We start from the raw sequence: 22,606 nt of genomic DNA, 5'->3' as shown, positions 1-22,606 counted from the left end.
TTTTTTCTAATTAAATAGCGAATTATCTCAGCAGGGTTAGTCTCTTCATAAAATTGGATTGGCCGATCTTTAGGTTGACAAAATATACCCCGGTGGATAATTTGCGCCCCCGGTCATCGGAGCCGTCCCAGTTGGTTTCATAACTGCCTGAGGCCTTGTCCCCCAAATATCTGCTGTGAACGGCCTGCCCGACGATATTGTAGACAGTCAGATTGACCTCGGCATTGCCTTGGCCCACCTGGTAGGATATTCTGGCAGAAGATCTGAACGGGCTGGGGCCGCAGAAAAGAAGTCGGGAGACAGAAAACGCCGGCGCTCCGCTGGCCACCATCACCGGCCCGTAATAAACGATCTTACCATCGGTATCGATCTGGGCCAGACGGTAATAATATTGAGTATTGTATCCGGCGCTGTTATCGATCCATTGATACTGGTGCGGCTGGCCGTAGGCTTCGATCTCGCCAGATAAATGATACGGGCCTCCCGAGAGAGTCGATCTCTCTATCTTCCAGCTATCGGTGGCTGCCTCATAGGATGTGATCCACTTAAGAAGCACCTTCCTGTTCTCCACTGCTCCAGTAAATGATGCCAGTTGTACCGGCAGCGGATTGGCGGCATCGCTGACCGTCCAGGCCGAGAAGGAGGTCACGCTTTCGGTAATAGAACGGCTGGATGAAACGTCGTGCGGAGAAAAAGCCACGGTCCAGGTGCTCCCACCGTCCAGGCTTTTCCACAGCTGGGCAGAGGTCAGGTCCCGTCCGTTGTCGTCGTCGGATACCCATGACAGCGTCAGGCTTCTTCCGCCTGACGGCGGATTGTCAGAGGTGAGGTTCCAGCGGCGGGTAATACCTGTATCGGCATTAGCACCGGTAATACTGGCCACCACAACTCCGGCCGGTCCGGATATACGACGAACATTGACCGTTCCCAGATCATCAGCGCCCGAATTGAGCGACACGCCAATCCCCCCGAAGCTGGAGCTCCCGGTGCCCACCGTTCTTGATGTCAAAAGCTTTCCGATCACATAACGCCCTGCCTGCTCTCCGCTCAGAGTGGCGCTGGAACCCAGGATCAGCGAGTCGATCCCGGTGTTCAGGTTTCCGTTATCCAGGGTCAATGAATTTACGACGGTGGTGGTGGTGTCCATGGTTACGCCGCTGGTGTTGTTTATGACGATATTGGGCATGGTCTCCTGCAACTCCTGCCTGGTATGCTGAGCGGATGTTCCGGCATATTCCAGGGTGGACCCGCCGGCATACTGCAGAACACCAGTCACGATCTGCCCGGTGGCCGAGGAACTTCGCAGATAGGCTCCGTTGTTAACAAAAATACTATCGGCTGAAACATTGGATCCCGTTAGTTGCAGAACGCCATCAACCACTATTTTCCGGCAGGGAACCGTAGCAGTGGATGTACGGGAAACTCTTTGGGCTATAAGCGATGACCCCGCAGCAATTGACATAGTTCCGGTTAATACTGCTCCCGAATCCGCCCGGACATCCCCGCCCTTGAAAACGCCGGAGGATATGATGATATCGGAAGCCTTTACGTTCTTGGAGGATGTTCCGGTGTCGCCAGAGGCCAGGGCCACCTCCATCCGCCATCTGGTGCCGTAGGCTCCCCAGTTCTCTCCGAATAGCGCCCGGGCGCTGCCCACAAATTTAAGCCGGCCGGAGTTGCAACGTATCAAGTAATCATTAAGAGTGACGCCGTCGGCATTGAGCATTCCGTGGACCGAGAGTGTGTAGTCGCTGATATCCAGCCTGGTTCCGTAATTAGCCCCCAGGAAGATGGCGTTCTTGCACGAAGCCTCGGCGTCGACGGTAACGGTATCAATGGCCCTGATGATGATATTGTTGGTAGAGCACGGCGGCTGGCTGGCGGCACCCCAGATTGTTCCGTTATAGGTCTCCCATGACGAAATATCCGTCCAGATCCCGGTCTTCAGCGACCGGTAATCTCCGGCGTCGAAATGCTCGGTGGTGAGCTGGCTGTCGACTGCCGGGTTTAAAGTAAGATAATTCTCGGTGCCCCCCGAACCATTGTATTCATAGACCGCAAAATGATAAGTGGTGTTGGGAGCCAGTCCCAGGATGGTGTCGCAGTTGCCGGAGGAGGAAAAGACTGTATAATTGCCGGTTCCGATCTGCTGCCCCATGCCGTAAGTAGAGCTGGGGAAATAGCTGTTGCCGTCCACCGGATCGGCGTCCACCGGGCTCCCCTGTTGGACCAACACCATCCGGGCGCTGCCATTGCCGTTGGTCCAGCTGATAATCAATTGATTCTCTGAGACCTCGCTGAAGACTATATTGCTGGCCTGAACGCTGGGCGCCCCACCGATGGCGGCAAAGCTTATGGTGGTGTCAGGAACCAGGCCGGAGGCAGCGGCCTCTATCGTCAACCCGCCTTCGGCCAGGTCATACTGCAGATCGCTCCAGGCCCTTAAACCCGAAGCCAGATTCTGGGTAAGGCCGGTGGCCGAGGTCAGATTTCCCATCCCGCCCAGCAGGGTCAAAGTGACGCTGTTGGCAGCGTCCAGGTCGCGGTTGCCGTTGCCATCGGCGGCCTCAACAGATAATCCGAAGTCAACACTGACATCCACCGAGGCCGGTGGTTCCGAGGCAATGTTCAGCCTGGTGGCGGCCACGGTGACTGCATTATTAGATGCCCCGGATTCTACCGCAGTGCCTGCTCCGCTGGCAAATGGTGTGCCGGCGGCGTCCACGGTAAAGCTGGTCCGGTCCACCTTGAAGGCCAGATTGCTGTTGTCTATGGTGGCTTGAAACGAGCCCAGGTCGCCCTTCAGCCATATTTTCAGATGGTAGGTCTTACTGCCGTTGTCGGTCACCTCTCCCAGCCTGCCAGAGGAATGATCTATCCCCGAGAAGACGATGCTGTCGGCATAGACCGTGCCCGAGGCCGAATCGGCCGATCCGTCGAACAGCTTGACCCCGGCTATGATGCCGCTCCAGTCGGAGATATCGTTGCCGGTGCCCTTGGTGATGACGATCTTATCTATCAGTGTATTAAGGGCATCGCCACCGGTGGAGTCATCCTTGACCCGGAAATCGAAATTGAGCACCTTCTCGGCATCGGTGTCCAGCAGGGACGAGATGGAGGCCGGCTCGGAGCCAGCACCGGCGCTGACATCGGAACCGCCTGATACGGCCGGAACAATGTCCGTCCATGAAGTGCCGACCCGAATACCGTCCACCGTGATCCTCTGGGCGGCGTTATACTGCCGCAGAGCGATGGTGCCCAGCTCGGCGGCATCGGCTCCTGCGGCACCTATGGGGCCGATGGTAGGGGTGGCCGGTTCCGAGGACGGGGCCCCCGATGACATCACATACAGGCACAGGCTGTCGTTAGTGGTCGATCCAGAATAAAACGTGTATTTCAGGACAACCAGATATGTGGTGCCGTAGGAATAATTGTTATCTGTGTAGACGGCCGTCTCGGTAGTTTTTTGCAACCCAAATTCGAGATTGCTCCCGGCATCGTTCATTACGTTGACCCTGGCCAAAAAGGTCGTTCCGATCGGATTGGGACCCAAATGCAGGAAATATCCCGTTGGAGCACCGCCCGACCCCACATTGACCAGAAATGACGCATAAACCGATCCGCTAGTGATGCCCAAATCAAAAGTGCGGCTCACATCCTCTCCGGTGCTGTCCACCAAGGCTGCGTTGCCGATGCCGGAGGAGGCATAATCGGTATATGTAAGGCCGCCTGAGGATACCGTGATGGGATTTGTACCTCCGCTGCTATGAGCAGTCCACCCATTATCGGTCAGATTGGTTCCGGCAGTGTAATCGAAATTGTCGACCAGCAATTGCCCTTGAGCAAATGATGTTAACATCAAAATGCCCAATATGGTTATTACCGCATACTTTCTCATTTCATGGTCTCCAAGATATTATATTTATTTTTACTTTATTAAAATTACTCTGCCGTTTTGGTTTATCCCGTTTGCAGTTAATCTAAAGAAATATATCCCCGCCGGACAGGCCTTTCCGCCCTCGCCCCGGCCGTTCCAATCGAAATAGTTCTGCCCGGCCTGGCCATTGTTTTCGAAGAATGATTTTACCAATTGACCGGATATGTTATAGATATCCAGCTTAACCGGGCCAGGCTGGGATAAATTGTATCGGAAAGTTATATTATTTCTAAAAGGATTGGGGCTACAACTTACCCAATGGCCTGGATCATTTTCGGAAATACTAGGCGTTGCAGCGGCCCTTACCGGTCCGTAAACGGCTGTGTCCCCATTGACGTCCTTCTCCAGCAAACGGTAGTAATAATCAACCCCAGCAAAGACATTCTTATCGATCCAGCCGTAATTGTGGATCTCGTTGCTGGTGCCGGCCGTCGGCAGGGAGATCATTAGCTGGTAATAATTCAAGGAATCCAGCGACCGCCAGATCTGCCATTGGTAACTGTTGATCTCACTGGCGGTGGTCCATTTAAGGGTGATCTGGCCCGGCTCGCCCAATGCGGTGAAATAGGCCAGCTCCACGCCCAAAGGATCGTTGGGGTTGGCCCCGCCGGGGGTGCCGTAGGTGGCGCTGGTGCTGTTAGCTGCGTCTCCGTACCAGCTGGCTGACAGGATCCCGCTGGAAAACGGACGAGTGCGGTACTGGCACCAATAAGATAACCCAAAAGTCATGGTGGAATCTATTAAAGTGCCCCCTGCATCATGAAGGCTGAATATCTCTGATCCATTTAATGTTAGTAATCCAACCTTATTATATAAAATGGAATAATAGTTTAACCAGTTGGCAGTATCGGACCTTACCACAACAAAATATCCACCTGCCGGTATTATATCAGATGACGTAAAAGTAGTGGTTAATGTCGAATTATATTGCCTTAAAGTCCAACTGTTCAAATTGATAGCCGAAGCTGTATTATTGAATAGTTCAACATATTCATTGGAAAAGCCCGTCAAAGAAGACCGCTGTTCGTTGACCTCGCTGATCACTACCGTATAACCACCGGTAGCTGTTGTGGTGAATGTATTGTCCCCGGAATAGGTAGGCCCGTTGTTCATGGGATCGGTGGACGACACTTTGTAGTGATAGTTGGTGGAGGCCGACAGCCCGGATAGGCCGACGGAATGGTTAGTGACGTCGCTTTCATTCTTGGCGGTATCGCTATACGATGTGGTCAGGCCGTAGTAAACCCAGGAATTGGAGGCCTCGTCTGTGGTCCAGCTGATTGTGGCCGTAGACGAAGTGATGCCGGTGACCGTCGGGCCGGAGGTGATCACCGGGGCCGTGACATCGTCATTGTCGCCCAGGGTCAGGATGAAGACGCTGTCGGCGCCGATGGCGGCGCTGGTCCCGCCGGAGACATTGCGCAGTTTAAAGATCAGGGTCTCGGTGCCTTCCACCAAGGCGTCATCGGTGATGGTAATGACGGCGTTTTGATTGGCCGATGAGCCGGCCGGAAAGGTCAGGGTTTGGGTGGTGTAATCGTTGATGTCCGCCACCGTGCCGGTTCCTCCGGTAAGCACCACCTGGACAGAGGTGGCGCTGCCGGCGCTGGGAATGGCAATGGACACGGCGATGTTAAAGGGAGCGTCGCCTTCGGTCTTGGTGATTGCAACAGAAGCGAAATAAACGCTGGTGTTCCAGTATTCCGGGAAATAACAACGATCCACCAGGGAGCTGTCGATCACGAAGGGGTTGGGCTTGTTCTGCTGATAGGCGGCGATCTTCCAGGTCCGGCTCTTCTCGGTGGAATCGGAGGGATCTATAGTATGCCAGTTCCGCAGGTCGTACTTCTGGCCGGTCCACCAGGCATCCGAGGTGTCGCCCAACTGGTACATGGTCAGCACGTAGAACATGGCCCGGGCAGTATTGCCTTTTTGAATTTCTCTAGCCTCAAATTTTACATTGACCAAGCGCTCACTATATTCGTTAATATTGGAGCCGGGAATGCTGGTTAATACATCCTCGTAACGATACCATTCGGTAGTCTGATTGTCGATGCTCTCCCCAAAGGGCAAATTTCCGCGAGAAGAATTGACATCGCATTCCGTAGGGAACAAATGGTGCATATCAGATTCGGTCTTGGTGGAGTCAAGATAAAACTGCGCCCAAGTATGTTCGCAATTTATTCCGGCAGCGTTATCATACGCCCAAGCGGTAGGATCAGCCGTAGGACCACCATGCATGGTAAAGCCCGTATAGACACAGGTAAGGCTGTCCTCCTGAATATCTATCTCCCCGTACATCTTATCCCGGGCGCCATCGTATCCTAATACCGTGGCCGTTTTATAATATTTCCGCAAGGAATCTATCAGCGGACGGCCCGTCACTCCGGGGAAAAGTTCGACTGCTGATACGGAACTAAATGCCGTTGATATAATAGCTACAGCTATCAGTAATTTTTTCATTTTACCTTATTCTTTGGACCAAAATAGTAGGCGGTAGCCTTCTTTGGCTACCGCCTATTTATAACACAAAACCATGCCCCTGTCAATTAAGATTGTATTAAATATTCATAGGATCAGATCACGTCGGAGAAGCCCTCCAGCCGCTTGCTGCGGGAGGGATGGCGCAGTTTCCTAAGGGCTTTGACCTCTATCTGGCGCACCCTCTCACGGGTGACGTTGAAGATGGCCCCCACCTCCTCCAGGGTCCGGGGGCAGCCGTCGTTGAGGCCGAACCGCAGGCGAATGATGGACTCCTCCCGCTTGGACAGGGTGGCCAGCACCTTTTCGATCTGGTCCCGCAGCATCAAAAAGTTGGCGGTGCGGGCCGGGCTTTTGGCCGAGGCGTCCTCGATGAAATCGCCGAAGACGGTGTCCTCGTCGTCCCCGATGGGCTTGTCCAAGGAGATCGGCTCCTGGGCCACCTTGATGATGGAACGCACCTTATCGAATGGCAACTCCATGTGTTCGGCGATCTCGTGGCTGGTGGGCTCCCGGCCGTACTCCTGAACCAGCTTACGGGAGGCCTTGGAGACCTTGTTGATGGCCTCGATCATGTGCACCGGGACCCTGATGGTGCGGGCCTGGTCGGCGATGGCCCGGGTGATGGCCTGCCGGATCCACCAGGTGGCATAGGTGGAGAATTTGTAGCCCTTGTGATAGTCGAACTTCTCTACCGCCCGCATCAGCCCGGAGTTGCCCTCCTGGATCAGGTCCAAAAACTCCAAGCCCCGGTTGATGTAGCGTTTGGCGGTGGAGATCACCAGCCGGACGTTGGCCTCCACCATCTCCTTTTTGGCATAATCCCGCTGGAACTGCATCTTCCTGACCTCACCGGCCAGATCCATCACCTGCTCCGGGGTGGTCCTGGCATCCTTGGCCAGGGCGATCATCTTTTTCTGGGCGGTGTGGACCTCCTGCCAATAGCAGAGCAGTTTATCCTTGGGAACGGTCAGCCTGGCTTTTTCCTCTTTCTTCAGCTTCTTGCCCGACTTCAGGATTCTGGCCATCTTGTCCAGCTCCTGGGCATTCAGTTTGCAATGGCCCAGGGCGCGGTCCTTCTCCTTCTGATGGGTCTTTATATGGAAGGAAAGGCTCAGCAATCGGTGGACCATGGAATTAAGCAATTCGTTGCTCAGCTTAAGGGCCTGAAGATTGGTCAGGATCTTCTCCCGGCGCTGGCTTATCTTGAGTCCGGCCTTCTCCTGGTTCTTGAGAGTGGAGAGATATTCAACCTCCTTGTAATCCCGATGGATCCTCTTCAACAATTGCAGGATCTTCTGCCTTTTGCGGCTGGAGGAATACTGCGGCATCCAGCCGTCAATGTCGGTCTGCACCAGATCCTCCATGGTCAACTCGTGTTTTTCGAACTGCTTGGAAAGGCGCATGAATTCTTTCATGTTGACCGGGGCCGAAAAAGACAGGCTCAGTATCTGCCTCTGGCATTCCTCTATCTTCTTGGCGATCTCGATTTCCTTCTCCCGATCCAACAGGGGAACCCGCCCTATCTCATGCAGATACATCCTCACCGGATCGTCAAAGCGGAGCCCGACGGGCACTTCCGCCACCTCCTCCTCCTTGCCCTTGGCCTTCTCCCGCGCCTCCTTGATCTGGTTCCACTCCTCCTCGGAATTGACCACCTCCACGCCGGTCTGGGCCAGCATCATGATGAAATTCTCCAGCTCCTCAGGAGAGACGATATCCTCGGGCAGCATTTCGTTCAGCTTCTGATAGGTGATAAATCCCTGACCTTTACCGAAACTGATTATCTGCTTGATCTTTTTCTTGATGTTGCGGTCCTCCATGGCCTCTCCTAATAATTGGTTATATATATTCTTAATTGTTTTCGTTGTTTCCAACTAAATCGTCCGACCCTTTTCCCGTTGAATATAAATCATTAAATTCCTTTAGAAGTTTATTCTCCAAAATAACATCCCCAGTGTTTTTTACTTTTATCAATTCTTGCTTTATAGCTTCCCGCCTGGGCTTGAGGTTTTGCTGCCGCAATTTGTCCTTGTAATCGCTCAATTTTTGAGCATCATTGTCGGCGCTATCCAGTGAATCATCTTGAAGTTCCTTATTAACCAGCGATTTGGAAAGCAGGCTCTGTTCCTCCTGGTCTTCGAATTTCATCACCAGCCCGGCGCCGTCCAGACGGCCGGTATCCTGATAGATGGCCCCCATTTTTTTCAAAAGGCCGATCAGTTTTTGTGATGCCATACAGTACTCTGCCAAAATTGGCAATTCATGACTAATCCACTCCGGCCGGCGCAGCAGAATGGAAAGGATCTCGCCCTCCCAATCCGGTTTATTATTCGCCGTATTTTCCAGCGAATTACCCTCCGGTTTGAGCCCGTCCTTTTTCCGGGCCAGGTCCAGCACGAAGGATTCATCCAGACCAGCCGCCTCGGCCAGCTCCTTGATGTAGAGCCGCCGCTTCACCGGGTCGGTCACCAGGGCCAGCAAGTTTAAAAGATTGTTCACCAGGGCGCTCTTGTCAGCCACCTGGGACAGATCGGACATCAGCCGGGCCCGCATCACCTTGAACTCGATGAAAGTGATGGCCGTTTCGATGATGGCGGCAAAGGCCTGCTCCCCCTCCCGGCGGATGGCCAGATCCGGGTCCATCTCATGGGGTAGCACCGCCACCTTGACGTCTATCCCGGCCTCCAGCAACAGGGGGATGGTCCGCTCGGTGGCATTCTGCCCGGCGGCATCGGGATCGTAGCAGATAACCGCCTGCTTGGCGTAGCGGGACAGCAGCTTGGCCTGGTCGCCGCTCAGGGCGGTTCCCGAGGTGGCCAGGATATTCTTGAAGCCGTGCTGGTAGGGGATTATCAGGTCAAAATTCCCCTCCACCAGAATGGCCTTTCCGGCGTCCTGCACCGGGCTCTTGGCCTGGCAGAAGCCGTAGAAGCCACGCCCCTTGTGGTAGATAGGCGTCTCCGGCGAGTTGAGATATTTGGCCTGGGGGTTCTGCTCCAGGCTGCGCCCCCCGAACCCGATCACCCGACCGCTTAAGGAGAATATGGGGAATATTATCCGGTGCCGGAAACGGTCGTAGTATCCGTTGCTCTCATCGCGGGCGATTATAAGTCCGGCTTCCTTCAGCAGCTGTAGGCTCAGGCCCTGCTTGCCGGCCGCCTTGATCAGGTCCTCCCAGGCATTGGGGGCATATCCCAGCCGGAAGAATTCTATGGATTGATCGCTGATGCCGCGGTTCTTGAGATATTCCCGGGCTCCGGTTCCGATGCCGGAGGCCAGCCGCTCCTGGAAAAATTTTGCGGCGAACTCGTTGGCCTGGTATAAAAGGTCGTGGGCCCCTTCCTTGTAGTCGTCGGAGGTGGGCAAAGTGATGTTGGCCCGCTTGGCCAAGGTCCTTAAGGCCTCGATAAACGACACCTTGTCGTGCTCCATCAGAAATGAAATGACGTTGCCGCCCTTGCCGCAGCCGAAGCAATGCCAGATCTGCTTGACCGGGGTCACCACGAAAGAAGGGGTCCGCTCCTGGTGAAAGGGGCACAGGGCCTTGTAGGTGCTGCCGGTCTTCTTCAGCGACAGGTACTGTCCCAGCACCTCCACCACGTCGTTGGACTGCCGGACCTCGTCAATTATTTCCTCGGGAATGCGCGCCATTATTATTTGATAATATGAACGATTGGTTTACTGCGAAAGCTGCTTGACGAACTCATCCAGCCGGGCATCGGTCTCCGGCTTTCCGGCCTCGCGGGTACGGATCGTCATTTTGGAAACAGCAGTCTTGCCTGAAAGAGATTCCATCTCCTTGAATGTGTTCTGGTCGCCCGAGCCGCCCATGGTGCAGAACAGGGCCAGCTTTTTGATCTTGTCTTTGTTCTGGCCGATATAGGTCCGGATGGCGCAGGCCATATTGCCAGCCCACACCGGAGTGCCGATGACCACCAGGTCGTAATAATCGGGATTGTTCTTGATGACGGCGATCTGGGCCGGGACCCGTTTCATAGCATCGCGCCCGGCCTTTAGGTATTGCCAAGGCCCTTTGCGGTCTTTAAGGTCTATGATCTCTTCGGTGTCCGCCTGGATCTTTGAGGCGATGGCCTGGCCGATCTTTTTGGTGATCCCGGTGCGGGAGTAATAGATCACTAAGGTTTTCATATCAACCTGCAATATTTATGTTATTTGGTTATCTTCTTTTATTGCGATTCGAGGGACGATGGCCTCCGTGGCCCTTCTCCTGGGGGCGGGCCTCCTTGACGAAGATGGCCTTGCCCTTAAGGGCTACCCGGCCGCTCAGATTGTCTATGGCCGCCAGGGCCTCCGATTTCACCGGCATATCCACAAAGGCAAAGCCGCGGGGCTGGCCGCTGTATCTGTCCATCACCAGGGCCACCGATGCCACCTGACCGAACTTCTCGAAGATCTCCTTCAGCTCGGCTTCGGTCATTTCCTTGGCCAGGTTTCCTGCAAATAAATTCATCGTCTCTCCTCAATATATAATGATTGTGTTTGGTTTACATCCCCATAGGACATAATGCTAAATTTATAGATTATGGTTGGTTGTATTTTTTAATTATCATCTCCCGGCTTGACCATTATCTCCTGTTTCCCGTATTTGGCATGCACCTGCCATTTCTGGCCCAAAGCTTTCAGGATGCTTAACCCCCCGGTCAATATCAACACCACCCCGCCGGCTAAAAGGATCCACAGCTTGCTGGTGGGCTCGGGATCGGCGATGGAAGCGGCTATCAGCCAGACCCCCACTCCGGACAGCCCCATCCCGGTCAATATCTGGGAGATATCCTTCCAACTCATCTTTCCGGACTGCTTGGCCCGGCGGATCAGAGCCACCGCCGACACCAGGTCGCCCTCGGCTACACCCAGCCCGGCATCGTCGGTGAAATGAAAGGGCATCCGGTCGCGGTAGGATTTTAAAGCCTTGTCCAGCCAGCCGGGATCGGAGGTGCGGATGATGACCGGGCTATCCTCTTTTTTTATTATCGACAATCCCATCCTTCCAGTTCCACCATTTTAAAAGTTTCGGATCGGGTTTCCTGGCCGAGGCATAATAGACCGCACAGCGGTATACGTAGAGCAGGCAGCGATCGATCTGTTTTCCGGCCTTATTGCAGGACTGCAGGTATAATTTCTCCGGATCACGGCCCTTGAGATCGGCCACCCGGCGGATCCCAAGCTGGTGCAGGTCCCGGGCGATGCTGGGTCCCACTCCGGGGATGGACTGTAGCTCTTTTATTGCTGAATCTTTCAATTTAAGATTCCTTCTCAGACTCAGACCACAAACAAACTGTGGCTGGAAAAATTGGGGTCGCTGGTCAGGTTGACCCCCAGCTTGCGCAGCCCCTCCTCGTCGCCAGGGGTGGGAATGTGGGTGCTGTGCACCTCGCAGCCATGGAGTTCCTTCAAATGCTCCAGGGCCATCTGGGCGGTGGGGTTGGTCATGGCGCTGACGGCCAGGGCGATCAGGGTCTCCTCCAGGTCCAGGCTGACCGTCCTCTCCTTGAGGATGTTGCGGTCCAGGTTGGCAATGGATTCTATGATGGCCGGCGAGATCAGGTGGATCTGGTCGGGGATCCCGGCCAATTGCTTGACCGCGTTGAGCACCAGGCTGGAGGCGGCGTGCATCTGGGAGGAATTCTTGCCGGCGATTATCGAGCCGTCCGGCAGCTGGATGGCGGTCCCGCAGAAGATGCCCTCGTTCCCCTTGCCGCAGTCCTGTCCCTCGGCCGCAGCCTGGCGGGCCGGTTCCACCACCGGCCGGTCCTCCGGCTTAAGGCCCAGATCGTCCATCAATAACTCCACCCTCTGGATGGTCTCCTTGTCCACGAAACCCATCACGTGCTCGCAACGGTAGCGGAAGAAGCGCCTGATGATCTCCTGCTGCGAAGCCAGCTGTACGGCCTGGTCATCTACGATTCCGAACCCGGCGCAGTTGACGCCCATGTCGGTGGGCGACTTGTAAAGCGGATCGTCCATGATCTTCACCAGGATCCGGCGCAGCACCGGGAACACCTCGACGTCCCGGTTGTAGTTGATCGAGGTCTTGCCGTAGGCTTCAAGATGGAAGGGATCTATCATGTTGTAGTCCCGGATGTCGGCGGTGGCTGCCTCGTAGGCCACGTTTACCGGATGCTTGAGCGGTATGTTCCAGATGGGAAAGGTCTCGAACTTGGCGTAGCCTGATTTGTGTCCCCGGCGGTGGTCATGGTACAACTGGGACAGGCAGGTGGCCAGCTTGCCGCTGCCCGGGCCGGGCCCGGTAACCACCACCAGCGGCTTGTCGGTTTCTATGTAATCGTTGGCGCCGTAACCTTCGTCGCTGACCACAGTGTCGACATCGGTGGGATACCCCTTGGTATAGCGGTGAGTGTAGACAGTGATCCCCCGGTGCTGGAGTTTGTTCTTGAATATGGTGGCCGAGGGCTGGCCGTCGAACCGGGTGATGACCACCGCCTTGACCGACAATCCCCTGTCTTTCAGGTCGTCTATCAGCTTGAGCGCATCCACGTCGTAGGTGATGCCGAAATCGGCCCGGATCTTCCGGCGCTCGATGTCGCCGGCATAGATGCACAGGATGATATCGGCCTGATCCTTCAGCTGCTGCAGCAGCTGCATTTTGACATTGGGATGGAATCCCGGCAGCACCCGGGCGGCGTGATAGTCGTAGATGATCTTGCCGCCGAACTCCAGGTACAGCTTGTCGCCGAATTTCTCGACCCTCTTCAGGATGGCCTCGGTCTGCAGGCGCAGGTATTTCTCGTTGTCAAAACCTTGCATCATTTTCTCGCTTATGGGGATTATTGGTTTAATTTCTTTATGTAACAGCGTCTCCGTTTGTGCTGGCGCGACTCGAAATATTTCCAGTGGCCCTGGACCTTGAGGTTCTCCTCCAGTTCGATGTTGGTCTCGGCCGAGATCACCCCGTTGCCGATGGCCGAGCGGCTCATCTCGGTCAACAGCAGAGCGTCGGCCCCCTTGCCCTGCAGGTCGGGACGGATGGCGCCCAGATACAGATCGATGTATTTGTTCTTCCGGCTGATGGCCTTCAGGATGTGAATGAACCCGAAGGGAAACAGCCTTCCCTTTGATTTCTGCAGGGCGCGGGACAGCGAGGGCATGCCGATCACGAATCCGGCCACCTTGTTATTCGAATCCAACAGGATCTTGGTGTAATCCGGCATGATAAACGAGAAATACTGTTTGAATGCTTATTCCCTTTACTCACCAGATTTTAATTGACAAGCCCTATTAACCCATGCTAAACTCCCGGTATAACAATAAATTAAAGGAGTTTGGTATGAAAGAACGCCTAAAAACGATTGCGCTGAATATTATAAGCAACCTACTAACAACAGCACTTCTATTTTGGAAGGGATACAATATGAAAAACATAGAATTTATTCACATTGTCGTTGTTGCTGTAGCCTACGCAACAGTTAATATATTAACGGGTCTTTATTCAATCTGGATATACCAACAGTCTTTAGGTAAGACAAATTCACAATTAATCGAAACGCAAAATGATTTATCAACAGCTATGTCAGAACTATCAGAAGCAAAAGTAAAAATAGAAGGATTGCGATCCACCGTCATAAGGGTAGATAATGATTCCATGAAAAGAACAACAGACGTAAATAATTTACTTACAGACCATGAAAACAAACATCATTCAAAATAACTTCCAGCCCCATGCCATCCGTTCCGTGATGGACTTTATGAAATACTTCAACACGGACGAGAAGTGCTTGGAATACCTGATAAACCTTAAGTGGGGCGAGGACGGCTGGCACTGCTCCCGCTGTGGTTATGGTGATTACAGCCTGATCACCACCCGCAACCTGCTGCGGTGTAAAAAGTGCGCCTACGATGAATCGTATATATCCAATACGGTCATGCGGGGCACTCGCAAGCCGCTTACCCAGTGGTTTTGGGCCATCTACACAATAGCCACCCAAAAGACTGGGATCAGCGCAATGGAGCTTTACCGGCAGATGGGCTTCGGCAGTTATAAAACAGCTTGGGCCTGGCTTCATAAGTTACGGCTGGCAATGATTGATCCTGATCGCCAAAAGCTAAACTTCGATGTCGAAATGGACGAGACCTATATCTTTACCGGGGACGAGCGGGGCCGGTCAATGTCCGGCGAAAAGGTTTTGATCCTGTGCGCTGTTGAGGTTATAAAAAATCCCAAAAAGACCGTTTCCGGGCAAATCCGCCTGCGCTCGGTGGAATCGGCCAGCCAGGTCAACATCAATTCGTTTGTCAAAGACCACGTAATGCCACATAGCACCATCAGGACTGATGGCTGGAAGGGCTACAACGGATTATCTAAAATCGGGTATGTCCACAAGCTCATGCGTCTTGATAGCCCGGAGGATGCCAGCAAAAAGCTACCGAGAGTTCATCGGGTATTCGCAAATCTGCAATCCTGGCTGATAGGAACCCACAAATTCGTGTCGAAAAAGCACGTTCAGAACTACTTGAACGAATATACTACCAGATTTAACGCCCGCCAGCACCCAATAGAGGTCTTTAACGACATTTTGCGGCTTACCTTGCTGGCAGAACCAAGGACTTTACGGGGATTTATGGAGCCAGAACGGCCATTTTACCCCAATCCGGCGTAATCCGGTGAGTGAAGGGAATAAGCATTACTGTTTGATATACATCTTGATCTGTTTCTCGTTGAGCGGCACGAAGGAATAGATATCGGCAAAGGCGCTGTTCAACACCTCGAACATCTCATGGGCGTAGGGTAGCAGATCCTTGGCCTTTTTGGCATTTAAGACCTTGACTCCGGCCTTCTGCATCACGATCTTGGAAATGCGGTCGGCCTTCTCCGGAATCTCTTTCGGCACCTTGACCTCGAACTCCACCCAGTCCACATCCTTTTGGTATCCCAGTTTCTCCAGATGCTGGGGATAGTAGGGATGATTGTAGATAGCCGCCAGGGTGCCCAGCTCGTCAAAGCCCTCCACCAGCATTCCCTCGTGGTCCATGTCGGTAAAGCCCAGCGGCCCGTGGATGCCGGCCATCCCCTGTTCCTTGGCCCAACCTTCGGCGGTATCGAAAAGTGCTGTGACCACTTCGGCGTCATCAATGAAATCCACCCAGCCGAAGCGGGCGTACTTGTTGCCCCATTTTTCAATGTAGCGATGATTGACGATCCCGGCGATCCGCCCGGCCAGCTGGCCGTCCTTGTAGGCCAGCCAGTATTTGGCATCGCAGTATTCGAAGGCGGGGTTCTTCTCCTTGCGGAGAGTGTGATACTCATCCATCAGCAGGGGCGGAACCCAGTTCTGGTTGTCCCGATAAATGGAGAAGGGAAATTCAACGAACTTTTTCAGGTCCGCCTTGGTCGCGACCTCTTTGATCTGTACCGGCATGGTTGCTTTCGATTAAGTTTTCTAGCTTAGAAGTTCAGTATTGTGATAAATGCGGATTAAAACAACTTTTTGATTTACGCCCTGATTCTCAGCTTCTCATCCTCTCAACATCTGTTTTTCATTTCAGCTCCACTACCGTCACCCCGTCCTGGCCCTCGTTCCATTCGCCCAAGCGGAATGATCTCACCCGGGAATCCTTGGTCAGGGCCTCTTTGACCACCTGGCGCAGCACCCCGGCACCCTTGCCGTGCACTATCCTGACCGAATTTATCCCCAGCATCACCGCCTCATCTAAGTAGCGGTCCACCAGCTCCAGCGATTCCTCGGCCCGCATTCCCAGCAGGTGAAGCTCGGAATTGAAATGTCTCTCCTCCTCCAGCGTGGTTTTGGCCAGGCCGGCCTTGGCTTCCTTGCCCCTTTGCAGCGACCGGAGATGATTGAGCTTCAGGGTCATCCGGATGCCTCCCACCTGAACCTTGACCTTGCCTCCGGAATCGGGCAAGGCCACCACCTCGCCCTCCTTATGGACCGACGGCACATATACCGTCTGGCCCATCTTCAAAGGCTCCTTTATGGTCAGGTGGTCGTCCTCATCCTTTGACTCCTCAGAAGATCCCAGGCCCAGCTTGGATTCGGTATCGGCCAGAATATTCCGGGACTGCTTGATGCTGTCCTTGGAGGCCTGTTCTTTCTTGATGCCGGCCACCGCCATCTCCGAGGCGCTGCGGGCCTGGGCCAAAATATCCCTGGCCTCCTGCTTGGCCTGCTGTTTAAGTTCTTTCAGTTCATCCTTCAGCCCCTGCAGCTTGGACTGGTATTCCTGTGACATTTTTCTGGCTGCGTCCAGTTCATCGGAGGCCTCCCGTTCCCGCTGTTCCATCCGGCGTTTGGTGTCTTCGATATCGGCGATCAATTCCTCCAGTTTGATGGACTTGGAGTCCAGCCTGGTCCGGGCCTCGGCCACGATGCTATCCGGCAGTCCCAGCCGCGAGGCTATCTCCAGCCCGTAGCTGGCGCCGGGCAGGCCCATCATCAGGCGGTAGGTGGGCTTCAAGGCCTGGCGGTCGAATTCCATGGCGGCGTTGATCATCCCCTCCCGGCTCTGGACGAAGCTTTTCAGCGCTCCGTAATGGGTGGTGGAGAGGGTCAAACACCCCTTGTCGGTCAGGTCCGACAGGATGGCGATGGCCAGCGACGATCCCTCGGATGGCTCGGTGCCGGCCCCGATCTCATCCAGCAACACCAGCGATCTTTTTCCGGCTTCCCGGACGATGTTGCCTATCTGCCGCATGTGCGAGGAGAAGGTGGACAGCGATTGGGAGATGGACTGCTCGTCGCCGATATCGGCGAACACATCGTCGAATATGGGCAGGGCGCTGCCATCTCCGGCCGGGATCTGCATCCCCGACTGGTTCATCAGCACCAGCAGGCCGACAGTTTTCAAGACCACCGTCTTGCCTCCGGTGTTTGGCCCGGTGATCACCATGGTCAGCTTGCCGTCGCCCAGCTCCATATCCAGCGGAACCGGATCTTCCAAAGCCGGATGCCGGGCGGCCGTCATATTCAGGTAATTTCCCGGAGTATGCAGGGCCTGGGAGCACTGCCATTCGGCGGCCAGGCGGGCCTTGGCTATCAGCAGATCGAACTGCGAGATCAACTCCAGGTTCTGCTGGATGGGCTCGATCTCGTCCAGTATCTCCTTGGAGAATTCCTGCAGGATCCTCTCCACCTCGCGCTTCTCGGCCAGGATCACCTGCCGCATCTTGTTGTTCAATTCAACGGACACCAGCGGCTCGACGAACACCGTGGCCCCGGAGGACGAGGTGTCGTGCACGATGCCCTTGACCTGCGACTTGGCGTCGGACTTGACCGGGATCACATAGCGCCCCTCCCGAATGGTGACCACCGATTCCTGGATGGAGCCGGACGAAGCGTTCATGATGCTTTCCAGCTTGTCGTAGATCCTCGCCCGCAGGGCCTCCTGGTCGCGCCGCAGGTGATACAGGGTATCGCTGGCCCGGTCGGCCACCCGTCCGTCGGGCTCGATGGATTTGGCGATCCGGTCCTCCAGCTCCTTGTAGGCCCGAAAACCTGAGGCTAGATCGTCCAGCAGGATATAATCCTCCTTGCGCATACTCATGGTGGACTTTATCCGGCGGGCCACCTCCAGATGGCGTCCCAGTTGCAGCAGCTCCAGAGGTTCGATGATGGCCCCCTCGGCCGCCAGCGCTCCCAGCGCCGGGCGGATATCCTGGACGTTACCAAAATCCAGCCCGATGCCGGCCTCCAGCATTTTTCTGGCCTCGGCGGTTATGGCCTGCTGTTCGGCGATCACGGCCGGGAAGGTGGACGGAAAGATACCCCGGGCCATCTCCCGGCCATATGGCGTGCCGGTCTTGCGGGCCAATGCTTCCAGGACGAAATTGAATTCTAATATTTTTAAACTATGAGCGTTCATTAAAAAATAAAATACCAAATATTAAAAATAAAAAGCTACTTGCGCCTTTCATGGCGCTGAAATTATATATGTAAACCAAGAAAGAAGCTTTTCCTGAACACGTTGTTGATTAGGTTATATTTGTAGTATGCGGTTATTTATCCTCTGGAAATAGACCCAGGGGATCTTTTTTGTTATGTGAATCTATCGCCCTTATCTCTTGATCTACCGCTTTTGTAACCGTTAAGGTAGAGTCAAGATAAAAACGATATTTAACCAGTATCTTTTGCTTCTTAAGTCCCCGAATACGGAAAGAATGATCTATTTTGAATATGGTAGCCATCTGCCCTAACTCAAATTCCAACTTAGCCTCATCTGGTGTAGCAAGTTTTTTTGAGCGGAGAAACTTTCGCATGGCTTCTTTGCGTTCCTCCGGCTTCTTGCCCATCATAACTCCGGCTTCGTCTATTTCGCGAAGTTTTTCTCGTATTTCTTTAGAATAGGTTATTTCACCTGTTATGGTGCTTCGTTTGAATTGTACTGATGTGCTATCTGTAGAATTAAAATGAAGTGAATCCAGAGTCCCCCAAGAAACTGGTTTGTAATAAGCAGGATCATTCAGCATTGTCTTTACATACTGTCTGACGTTTCCTTTTGCCCGGTCAAACGGTGTTTTGCTGCACCCAAGGGAAGCCAACAAAACAAACAGAACAATGCGTTTCATTTTATCCCTTTCGTCCTTTTCAATTCAACCCAATCCGTGTTTATCCGTGTCCAATTCAAGCTTGAAAACTAAATTGTCTTCAATTCCTCCACTTTCTTGGGCGTCGGGGCTTTCTCGAATTCCTGGTATAATTTCTGGGCCTTGGGCCACAGCCCCTTGGATTTCTCGTAGACCAGCGGGGCCACCTTGCGGATGGAGCGGATCATTCCGGAGCGATCCAGCTTGTGGTTGAATTCCTTGGGCAGCGGCGCCAGGGCCAGCAACAACAGGATCACCGATATTATCAGCGCGCCTTTGACCAGTCCGATGACCATGCCGCCGATCTTGTCGGCCAGGTCCAGCGGGGTGGCCTTGATTATTTTTGACAGCAGCCAGCCGGCCAAGGTGATAGCCAGAAATACTATCAGGAACACAGCCACAAAACCGACCGTCGGCGCGATGTGCTTGGGTAGGCCGGAGATGATTTTCGTCAGCATGGCGGCCGCGACCAGGTGCAGTTTGAGGGCCAGGAAAAATGCAATTATCAGGGCTACGATGCCCACAATCTCCTGCACCAGCCCTTTCTTGAAGCCGATCCCCACCGCCACCGCCAGCAGGATTATGATGATGATATCTATCCAGTTCATAGTAATGCTCTTTTATTGTTTCCTGCTGATTACAGGGATATGTGCCGTCAATATTTTGATGACCGCCTTTTCGTCACTCTGGAAATTACATTATGCCTGGCAGGTGAAGAGCCCCGGATCCTTCGTTGGCTAAGAAATGCAGTTGAACTCAGGATGACGAAAAAACCTCTCCCATTATCTATCATCTAACAACTAATATCTAATTTACCCCAGCTCCCCCAGCCGGTCCAGCACCACGGTGGACAGCACCAGCCCGGCGGTCTCGGAACGCAGCCGCCTGGTGCCCAGCGAGATGATGTGCCCCCTGGCCTCGGTGATGATCCTCTTCTCATTCTGGGAAAAGCCCCCCTCCGGCCCCACCAGACACAGCACTTTACGGACATCCCTGTTCTCCGGCAGCATGGCGAAAACGGCGGCCAGGTTGATCTTCTTCTCGGCTTCATCGGCCATCAGCAGCAGATCGTAATTGTTGAAACTTTCTGATAGTTTGGCAAAACCCACCGGCTCTCCGATAACCGGCAGGACCGAGCGCAGGGACTGCTTCATGGCGGCGATGGCGATCCTCTGCCAGCGGGCGGCCTTGCTGCCCCCGGAATCATTATCAATTAATGGAAGATTGAAACTCGGTTTTTCATCAGCCGGCTTGACCACCGAGTTCTCGGTGATCAGCGGGATGATGGCATGCAGCCCGATCTCTGTGCCCTTCTCGATGACAAAGTCCATCCGCTGCCCCTTGGGCACGGCCTGGGCCAGCGTCACCTGCTTGATGGTCTCGTTGGTCTTGCACCGCCGGTTGAAGATATTGGCGGTTACCGCTCCATCGGAGATGGCCGCTAGGGTGCATTCGTATTCCCCGCCCTGCCCGTCCACAATGGTGATCTGGTCGCCCTTTTTGTGCCGCAGGGCCCTGGAGATATGGCGGGCCTCCTCGCCGGAGATCACTATCTGCCGGGCTTCGATGGAGGATGGGGGAACGTAAAAATATTCAAACATATATTTACTCGGACATTAATGGTATGATGTTTTTTCCGTCATTGCGAGAAGACCGCACTGTTTTACTAACGAAGCAATCCAGTTTTTTTATGGATCGCTTCATCTGTGCTATATTCTGCTTACCTCGCGATGACGTAGTCCATAATTCTAGTTTCGAAGAATCCTGTTAATCCTGTCGATAGATTATTCCTCAAATTGGCTCAAATCGACCTTATGCGGGCTGGGCACCTTGCCATTCTGGACCTCGCCCAATTGCTTCAGCAATTTCTTCTCCTCGGAGTTAAGTTTATTGGGAATGTAGATCTCCACCCGGATCAACTGGTCGCCGCTGCCGCTGGAGTTCAATCGCGGCAGGCCCTTGCCCCGCATCCTGAATATCTTGCCGCTGCGAGTGCCGGAGGGAATGGACAATTCAGCCTTGCCGAACAGCATCAGCACCGTCACTTTGGCCCCCAGGGCGGCCTGGGCGTAGGAGATGGGCAGGCCCAGCACCAGGTCGTCCCCGTGGCGGTGGAACAGCGGGTGCTCCTTTTCTTCGATGTAGACCAGGATGTCTCCGGCCGGTCCCAGCTTGGGCCCGATGTTCCCCTGATTACGCATGGGGATGTAATTCCCGTTAGCCACTCCGGCCGGAACCTTGACCTTGATGGTGGCCTCTTTCTTGACCCGGCCCTCGCCCTTGCAGCCCGGGCAGGGGTTGCTGATGATCTTGCCCTCGCCGCCGCACTGCGGACAGGCCCCCACGTTGATGAACTGCCCGAACATGGAACGCGACACCTGCCGCACCTCGCCCGCCCCTTTGCAGGCCGGACATTCCTTGATATCAGCCCCGGACTTGGCTCCCTCACCGTGGCACTCGGAACAGCTTTCGAATCTTTTTAATTGGATGGTCTTCTCCACCCCGGTGGCGATCTCCTCCAGGGTCAGGGACAGGCGGACGTTAAGATCGCCGCCCCGCCGTACCTGCCGTCCGCCCCGGGTGCGGGTAGCCCCGCCCATCCCGCCGCCGAACAGCATATCGAAGATGGAGCCCCCCCCGCCTCCGCCGAACAGCGAGCCGAATATATCCTGGATATCATCGCTGTGGGTGAAGTCGCGCCGGAAGTCGAAGCCGCCGGCCCCGAAGCTGGGATCCACCCCGGCATGGCCGAACTGGTCGTAGTTGGCCCGCTTCTGCTTGTCCATCAGCACTTCGTAGGCCTCGGACAGTTCCTTGAACTTCTCCTCGGCCGCCTTGGGGTCCTCCCGGTTCATGTCGGGATGGTGCTTCTTGGCCAAGGCCCGGTAGGCCTGCTTGACCTGGCTCTCGTCGGCGCTCTTGGGAACGCCAAGTATTTCGTAATAGTCGCGTTTGGTAGGAGTCATGTACGTTATGTAGCCGATCTAGTATTAAAGGATATTATTTATTAATGAGTGCAATATATTTTTCTTGGTTCTTTATTAAAAACCTGATAATTTCTTGGCTCCCGTTAAATCTTTTTAATATTGTTTCCCTTTCTTTCTTTGGTATGCGTTCAAATGGCTTATTATTAAAAACAGCAGCAAGTAATTCTTTTTCTTGTGTTTCCGGACTCAATTCTTTCAATCTATTATATTCCTGTAAAAACATATCACCAATAGCATAATTGTTTTTATTTTTAGAATACTTCCAACGTAACGATTCTAATGCTTGCGTTTTTGATATATAAAAAGCGTCGAAAAGACTTATTATATTCCCTGTCTTTGAGCATTTATATTCTTCATTCGGATACCACTTGACTATTGATAACACTTGCTTAGGTTCGCAACAAGTACAATATGGAAAATCTTCAATATAGTTGTCATCATAAAATAATTTCCAAAATGCACCAAATCGTGAAACAAACTGATAACTATTATTTTTGTTTACTTTTTGTAAATCGTTGTATAATTTTTTTTGATTAATATATTTTCTACTAAAAAACACTACCGAAATAATTGCCAAGATTAATAATCCAATAATAATTTCTGCTGGCATCACCTTAATAAATT

At 53.6% G+C, this 22,606-nt stretch carries 19 protein-coding genes; 2 read left to right on the top strand and 17 right to left on the bottom strand.

The features are described from left to right. Window positions 1-22 precede the first annotated feature (22 nt). From KJ869_00485 to KJ869_00440, 10 genes are all read right to left on the bottom strand, one after another. A complete protein-coding gene (locus KJ869_00485) occupies window positions 23-3,898 on the bottom strand; it encodes a hypothetical protein (GenBank protein ID MBU1575668.1) in 3,876 nt (1,291 codons plus the stop codon). A 30-nt stretch (window positions 3,899-3,928) separates the two neighbouring features. Next, a complete protein-coding gene (locus KJ869_00480) occupies window positions 3,929-6,400 on the bottom strand; it encodes an endonuclease (GenBank protein ID MBU1575667.1) in 2,472 nt (823 codons plus the stop codon). Window positions 6,401-6,513: 113 nt separating this feature from the next. Beyond that, window positions 6,514-8,241 carry an RNA polymerase sigma factor RpoD gene (gene rpoD / locus KJ869_00475; GenBank protein MBU1575666.1) on the bottom strand — a complete coding sequence of 576 codons (1,728 nt, stop codon included), beginning with the start codon at window positions 8,239-8,241 and terminating at the stop codon, window positions 6,514-6,516. A gap of 31 nt (window positions 8,242-8,272) precedes the next feature. Further along, window positions 8,273-10,072 carry a DNA primase gene (gene dnaG, locus KJ869_00470; GenBank protein ID MBU1575665.1) on the bottom strand — a complete coding sequence of 600 codons (1,800 nt, stop codon included), beginning with the start codon at window positions 10,070-10,072 and terminating at the stop codon, window positions 8,273-8,275. Between the two features lie 27 nt (window positions 10,073-10,099). After that, window positions 10,100-10,570: a hypothetical protein gene (locus tag KJ869_00465; GenBank protein MBU1575664.1), complete on the bottom strand. Its 471-nt coding sequence runs from the start codon at window positions 10,568-10,570 to the stop codon at window positions 10,100-10,102. Window positions 10,571-10,598: 28 nt separating this feature from the next. Continuing rightward, window positions 10,599-10,892 (bottom strand): RNA-binding protein, encoded by a 294-nt coding sequence (locus tag KJ869_00460; protein ID MBU1575663.1) that lies wholly within the window; start codon window positions 10,890-10,892, stop codon window positions 10,599-10,601. An 89-nt stretch (window positions 10,893-10,981) separates the two neighbouring features. Then, a complete protein-coding gene (locus KJ869_00455; protein MBU1575662.1) occupies window positions 10,982-11,419 on the bottom strand; it encodes a hypothetical protein in 438 nt (145 codons plus the stop codon). Further along, window positions 11,394-11,666, bottom strand: a complete 273-nt coding sequence (locus tag KJ869_00450; protein ID MBU1575661.1) for a helix-hairpin-helix domain-containing protein — start codon at window positions 11,664-11,666, stop codon at window positions 11,394-11,396. The genes KJ869_00455 and KJ869_00450 overlap by 26 nt, the downstream gene beginning before the upstream one ends. A gap of 35 nt (window positions 11,667-11,701) precedes the next feature. After that, complete coding sequence (locus KJ869_00445) at window positions 11,702-13,210, bottom strand: DUF1846 domain-containing protein (protein ID MBU1575660.1); 1,509 nt, start codon at window positions 13,208-13,210, stop codon at window positions 11,702-11,704. Window positions 13,211-13,227: 17 nt separating this feature from the next. Further along, window positions 13,228-13,611: a hypothetical protein gene (locus tag KJ869_00440; protein MBU1575659.1), complete on the bottom strand. Its 384-nt coding sequence runs from the start codon at window positions 13,609-13,611 to the stop codon at window positions 13,228-13,230. 116 nt (window positions 13,612-13,727) lie between these two features. On the opposite strand from KJ869_00440, the gene KJ869_00435 reads away from it, so the two are divergent. Together KJ869_00435 and KJ869_00430 are read left to right on the top strand one after the other, a co-directional pair. Further along, window positions 13,728-14,108 carry a hypothetical protein gene (locus KJ869_00435; GenBank protein ID MBU1575658.1) on the top strand — a complete coding sequence of 127 codons (381 nt, stop codon included), beginning with the start codon at window positions 13,728-13,730 and terminating at the stop codon, window positions 14,106-14,108. Next, complete coding sequence (locus tag KJ869_00430) at window positions 14,083-15,057, top strand: IS1595 family transposase (protein ID MBU1575657.1); 975 nt, start codon at window positions 14,083-14,085, stop codon at window positions 15,055-15,057. Before KJ869_00435 ends, KJ869_00430 begins: the two co-directional genes overlap by 26 nt. Before the next feature lie 24 nt (window positions 15,058-15,081). On the opposite strand, the gene KJ869_00425 is transcribed toward KJ869_00430, so the two are convergent. The 7 genes from KJ869_00425 to KJ869_00395 all read right to left on the bottom strand — a co-directional run. Further along, window positions 15,082-15,816 carry a hypothetical protein gene (locus KJ869_00425; protein MBU1575656.1) on the bottom strand — a complete coding sequence of 245 codons (735 nt, stop codon included), beginning with the start codon at window positions 15,814-15,816 and terminating at the stop codon, window positions 15,082-15,084. A gap of 118 nt (window positions 15,817-15,934) precedes the next feature. Continuing rightward, on the bottom strand, window positions 15,935-18,274 hold the full coding sequence (locus KJ869_00420) for an endonuclease MutS2 (GenBank protein ID MBU1575655.1): 2,340 nt from the start codon (window positions 18,272-18,274) through the stop codon (window positions 15,935-15,937). Between the two features lie 133 nt (window positions 18,275-18,407). Then, on the bottom strand, window positions 18,408-18,977 hold the full coding sequence (locus KJ869_00415; protein MBU1575654.1) for a hypothetical protein: 570 nt from the start codon (window positions 18,975-18,977) through the stop codon (window positions 18,408-18,410). Window positions 18,978-19,045: 68 nt separating this feature from the next. Next, a complete protein-coding gene (locus KJ869_00410) occupies window positions 19,046-19,603 on the bottom strand; it encodes a CvpA family protein (protein MBU1575653.1) in 558 nt (185 codons plus the stop codon). A 204-nt stretch (window positions 19,604-19,807) separates the two neighbouring features. Next, window positions 19,808-20,596 carry a 16S rRNA (uracil(1498)-N(3))-methyltransferase gene (locus KJ869_00405; protein MBU1575652.1) on the bottom strand — a complete coding sequence of 263 codons (789 nt, stop codon included), beginning with the start codon at window positions 20,594-20,596 and terminating at the stop codon, window positions 19,808-19,810. A gap of 183 nt (window positions 20,597-20,779) precedes the next feature. Further along, window positions 20,780-21,961 (bottom strand): molecular chaperone DnaJ, encoded by a 1,182-nt coding sequence (gene dnaJ / locus KJ869_00400; protein ID MBU1575651.1) that lies wholly within the window; start codon window positions 21,959-21,961, stop codon window positions 20,780-20,782. A gap of 34 nt (window positions 21,962-21,995) precedes the next feature. After that, window positions 21,996-22,606: hypothetical protein (locus tag KJ869_00395; protein MBU1575650.1), on the bottom strand; the 611-nt coding region annotated here is incomplete at its 5' end.

The sequence above is a fragment of the Candidatus Edwardsbacteria bacterium genome, assembly GCA_018821925.1.
In the GTDB taxonomy this organism is placed as follows: Bacteria; Edwardsbacteria; AC1; order AC1; family EtOH8; genus UBA2226.
This window is presented reverse-complemented; position numbering and strand designations above follow the sequence as displayed.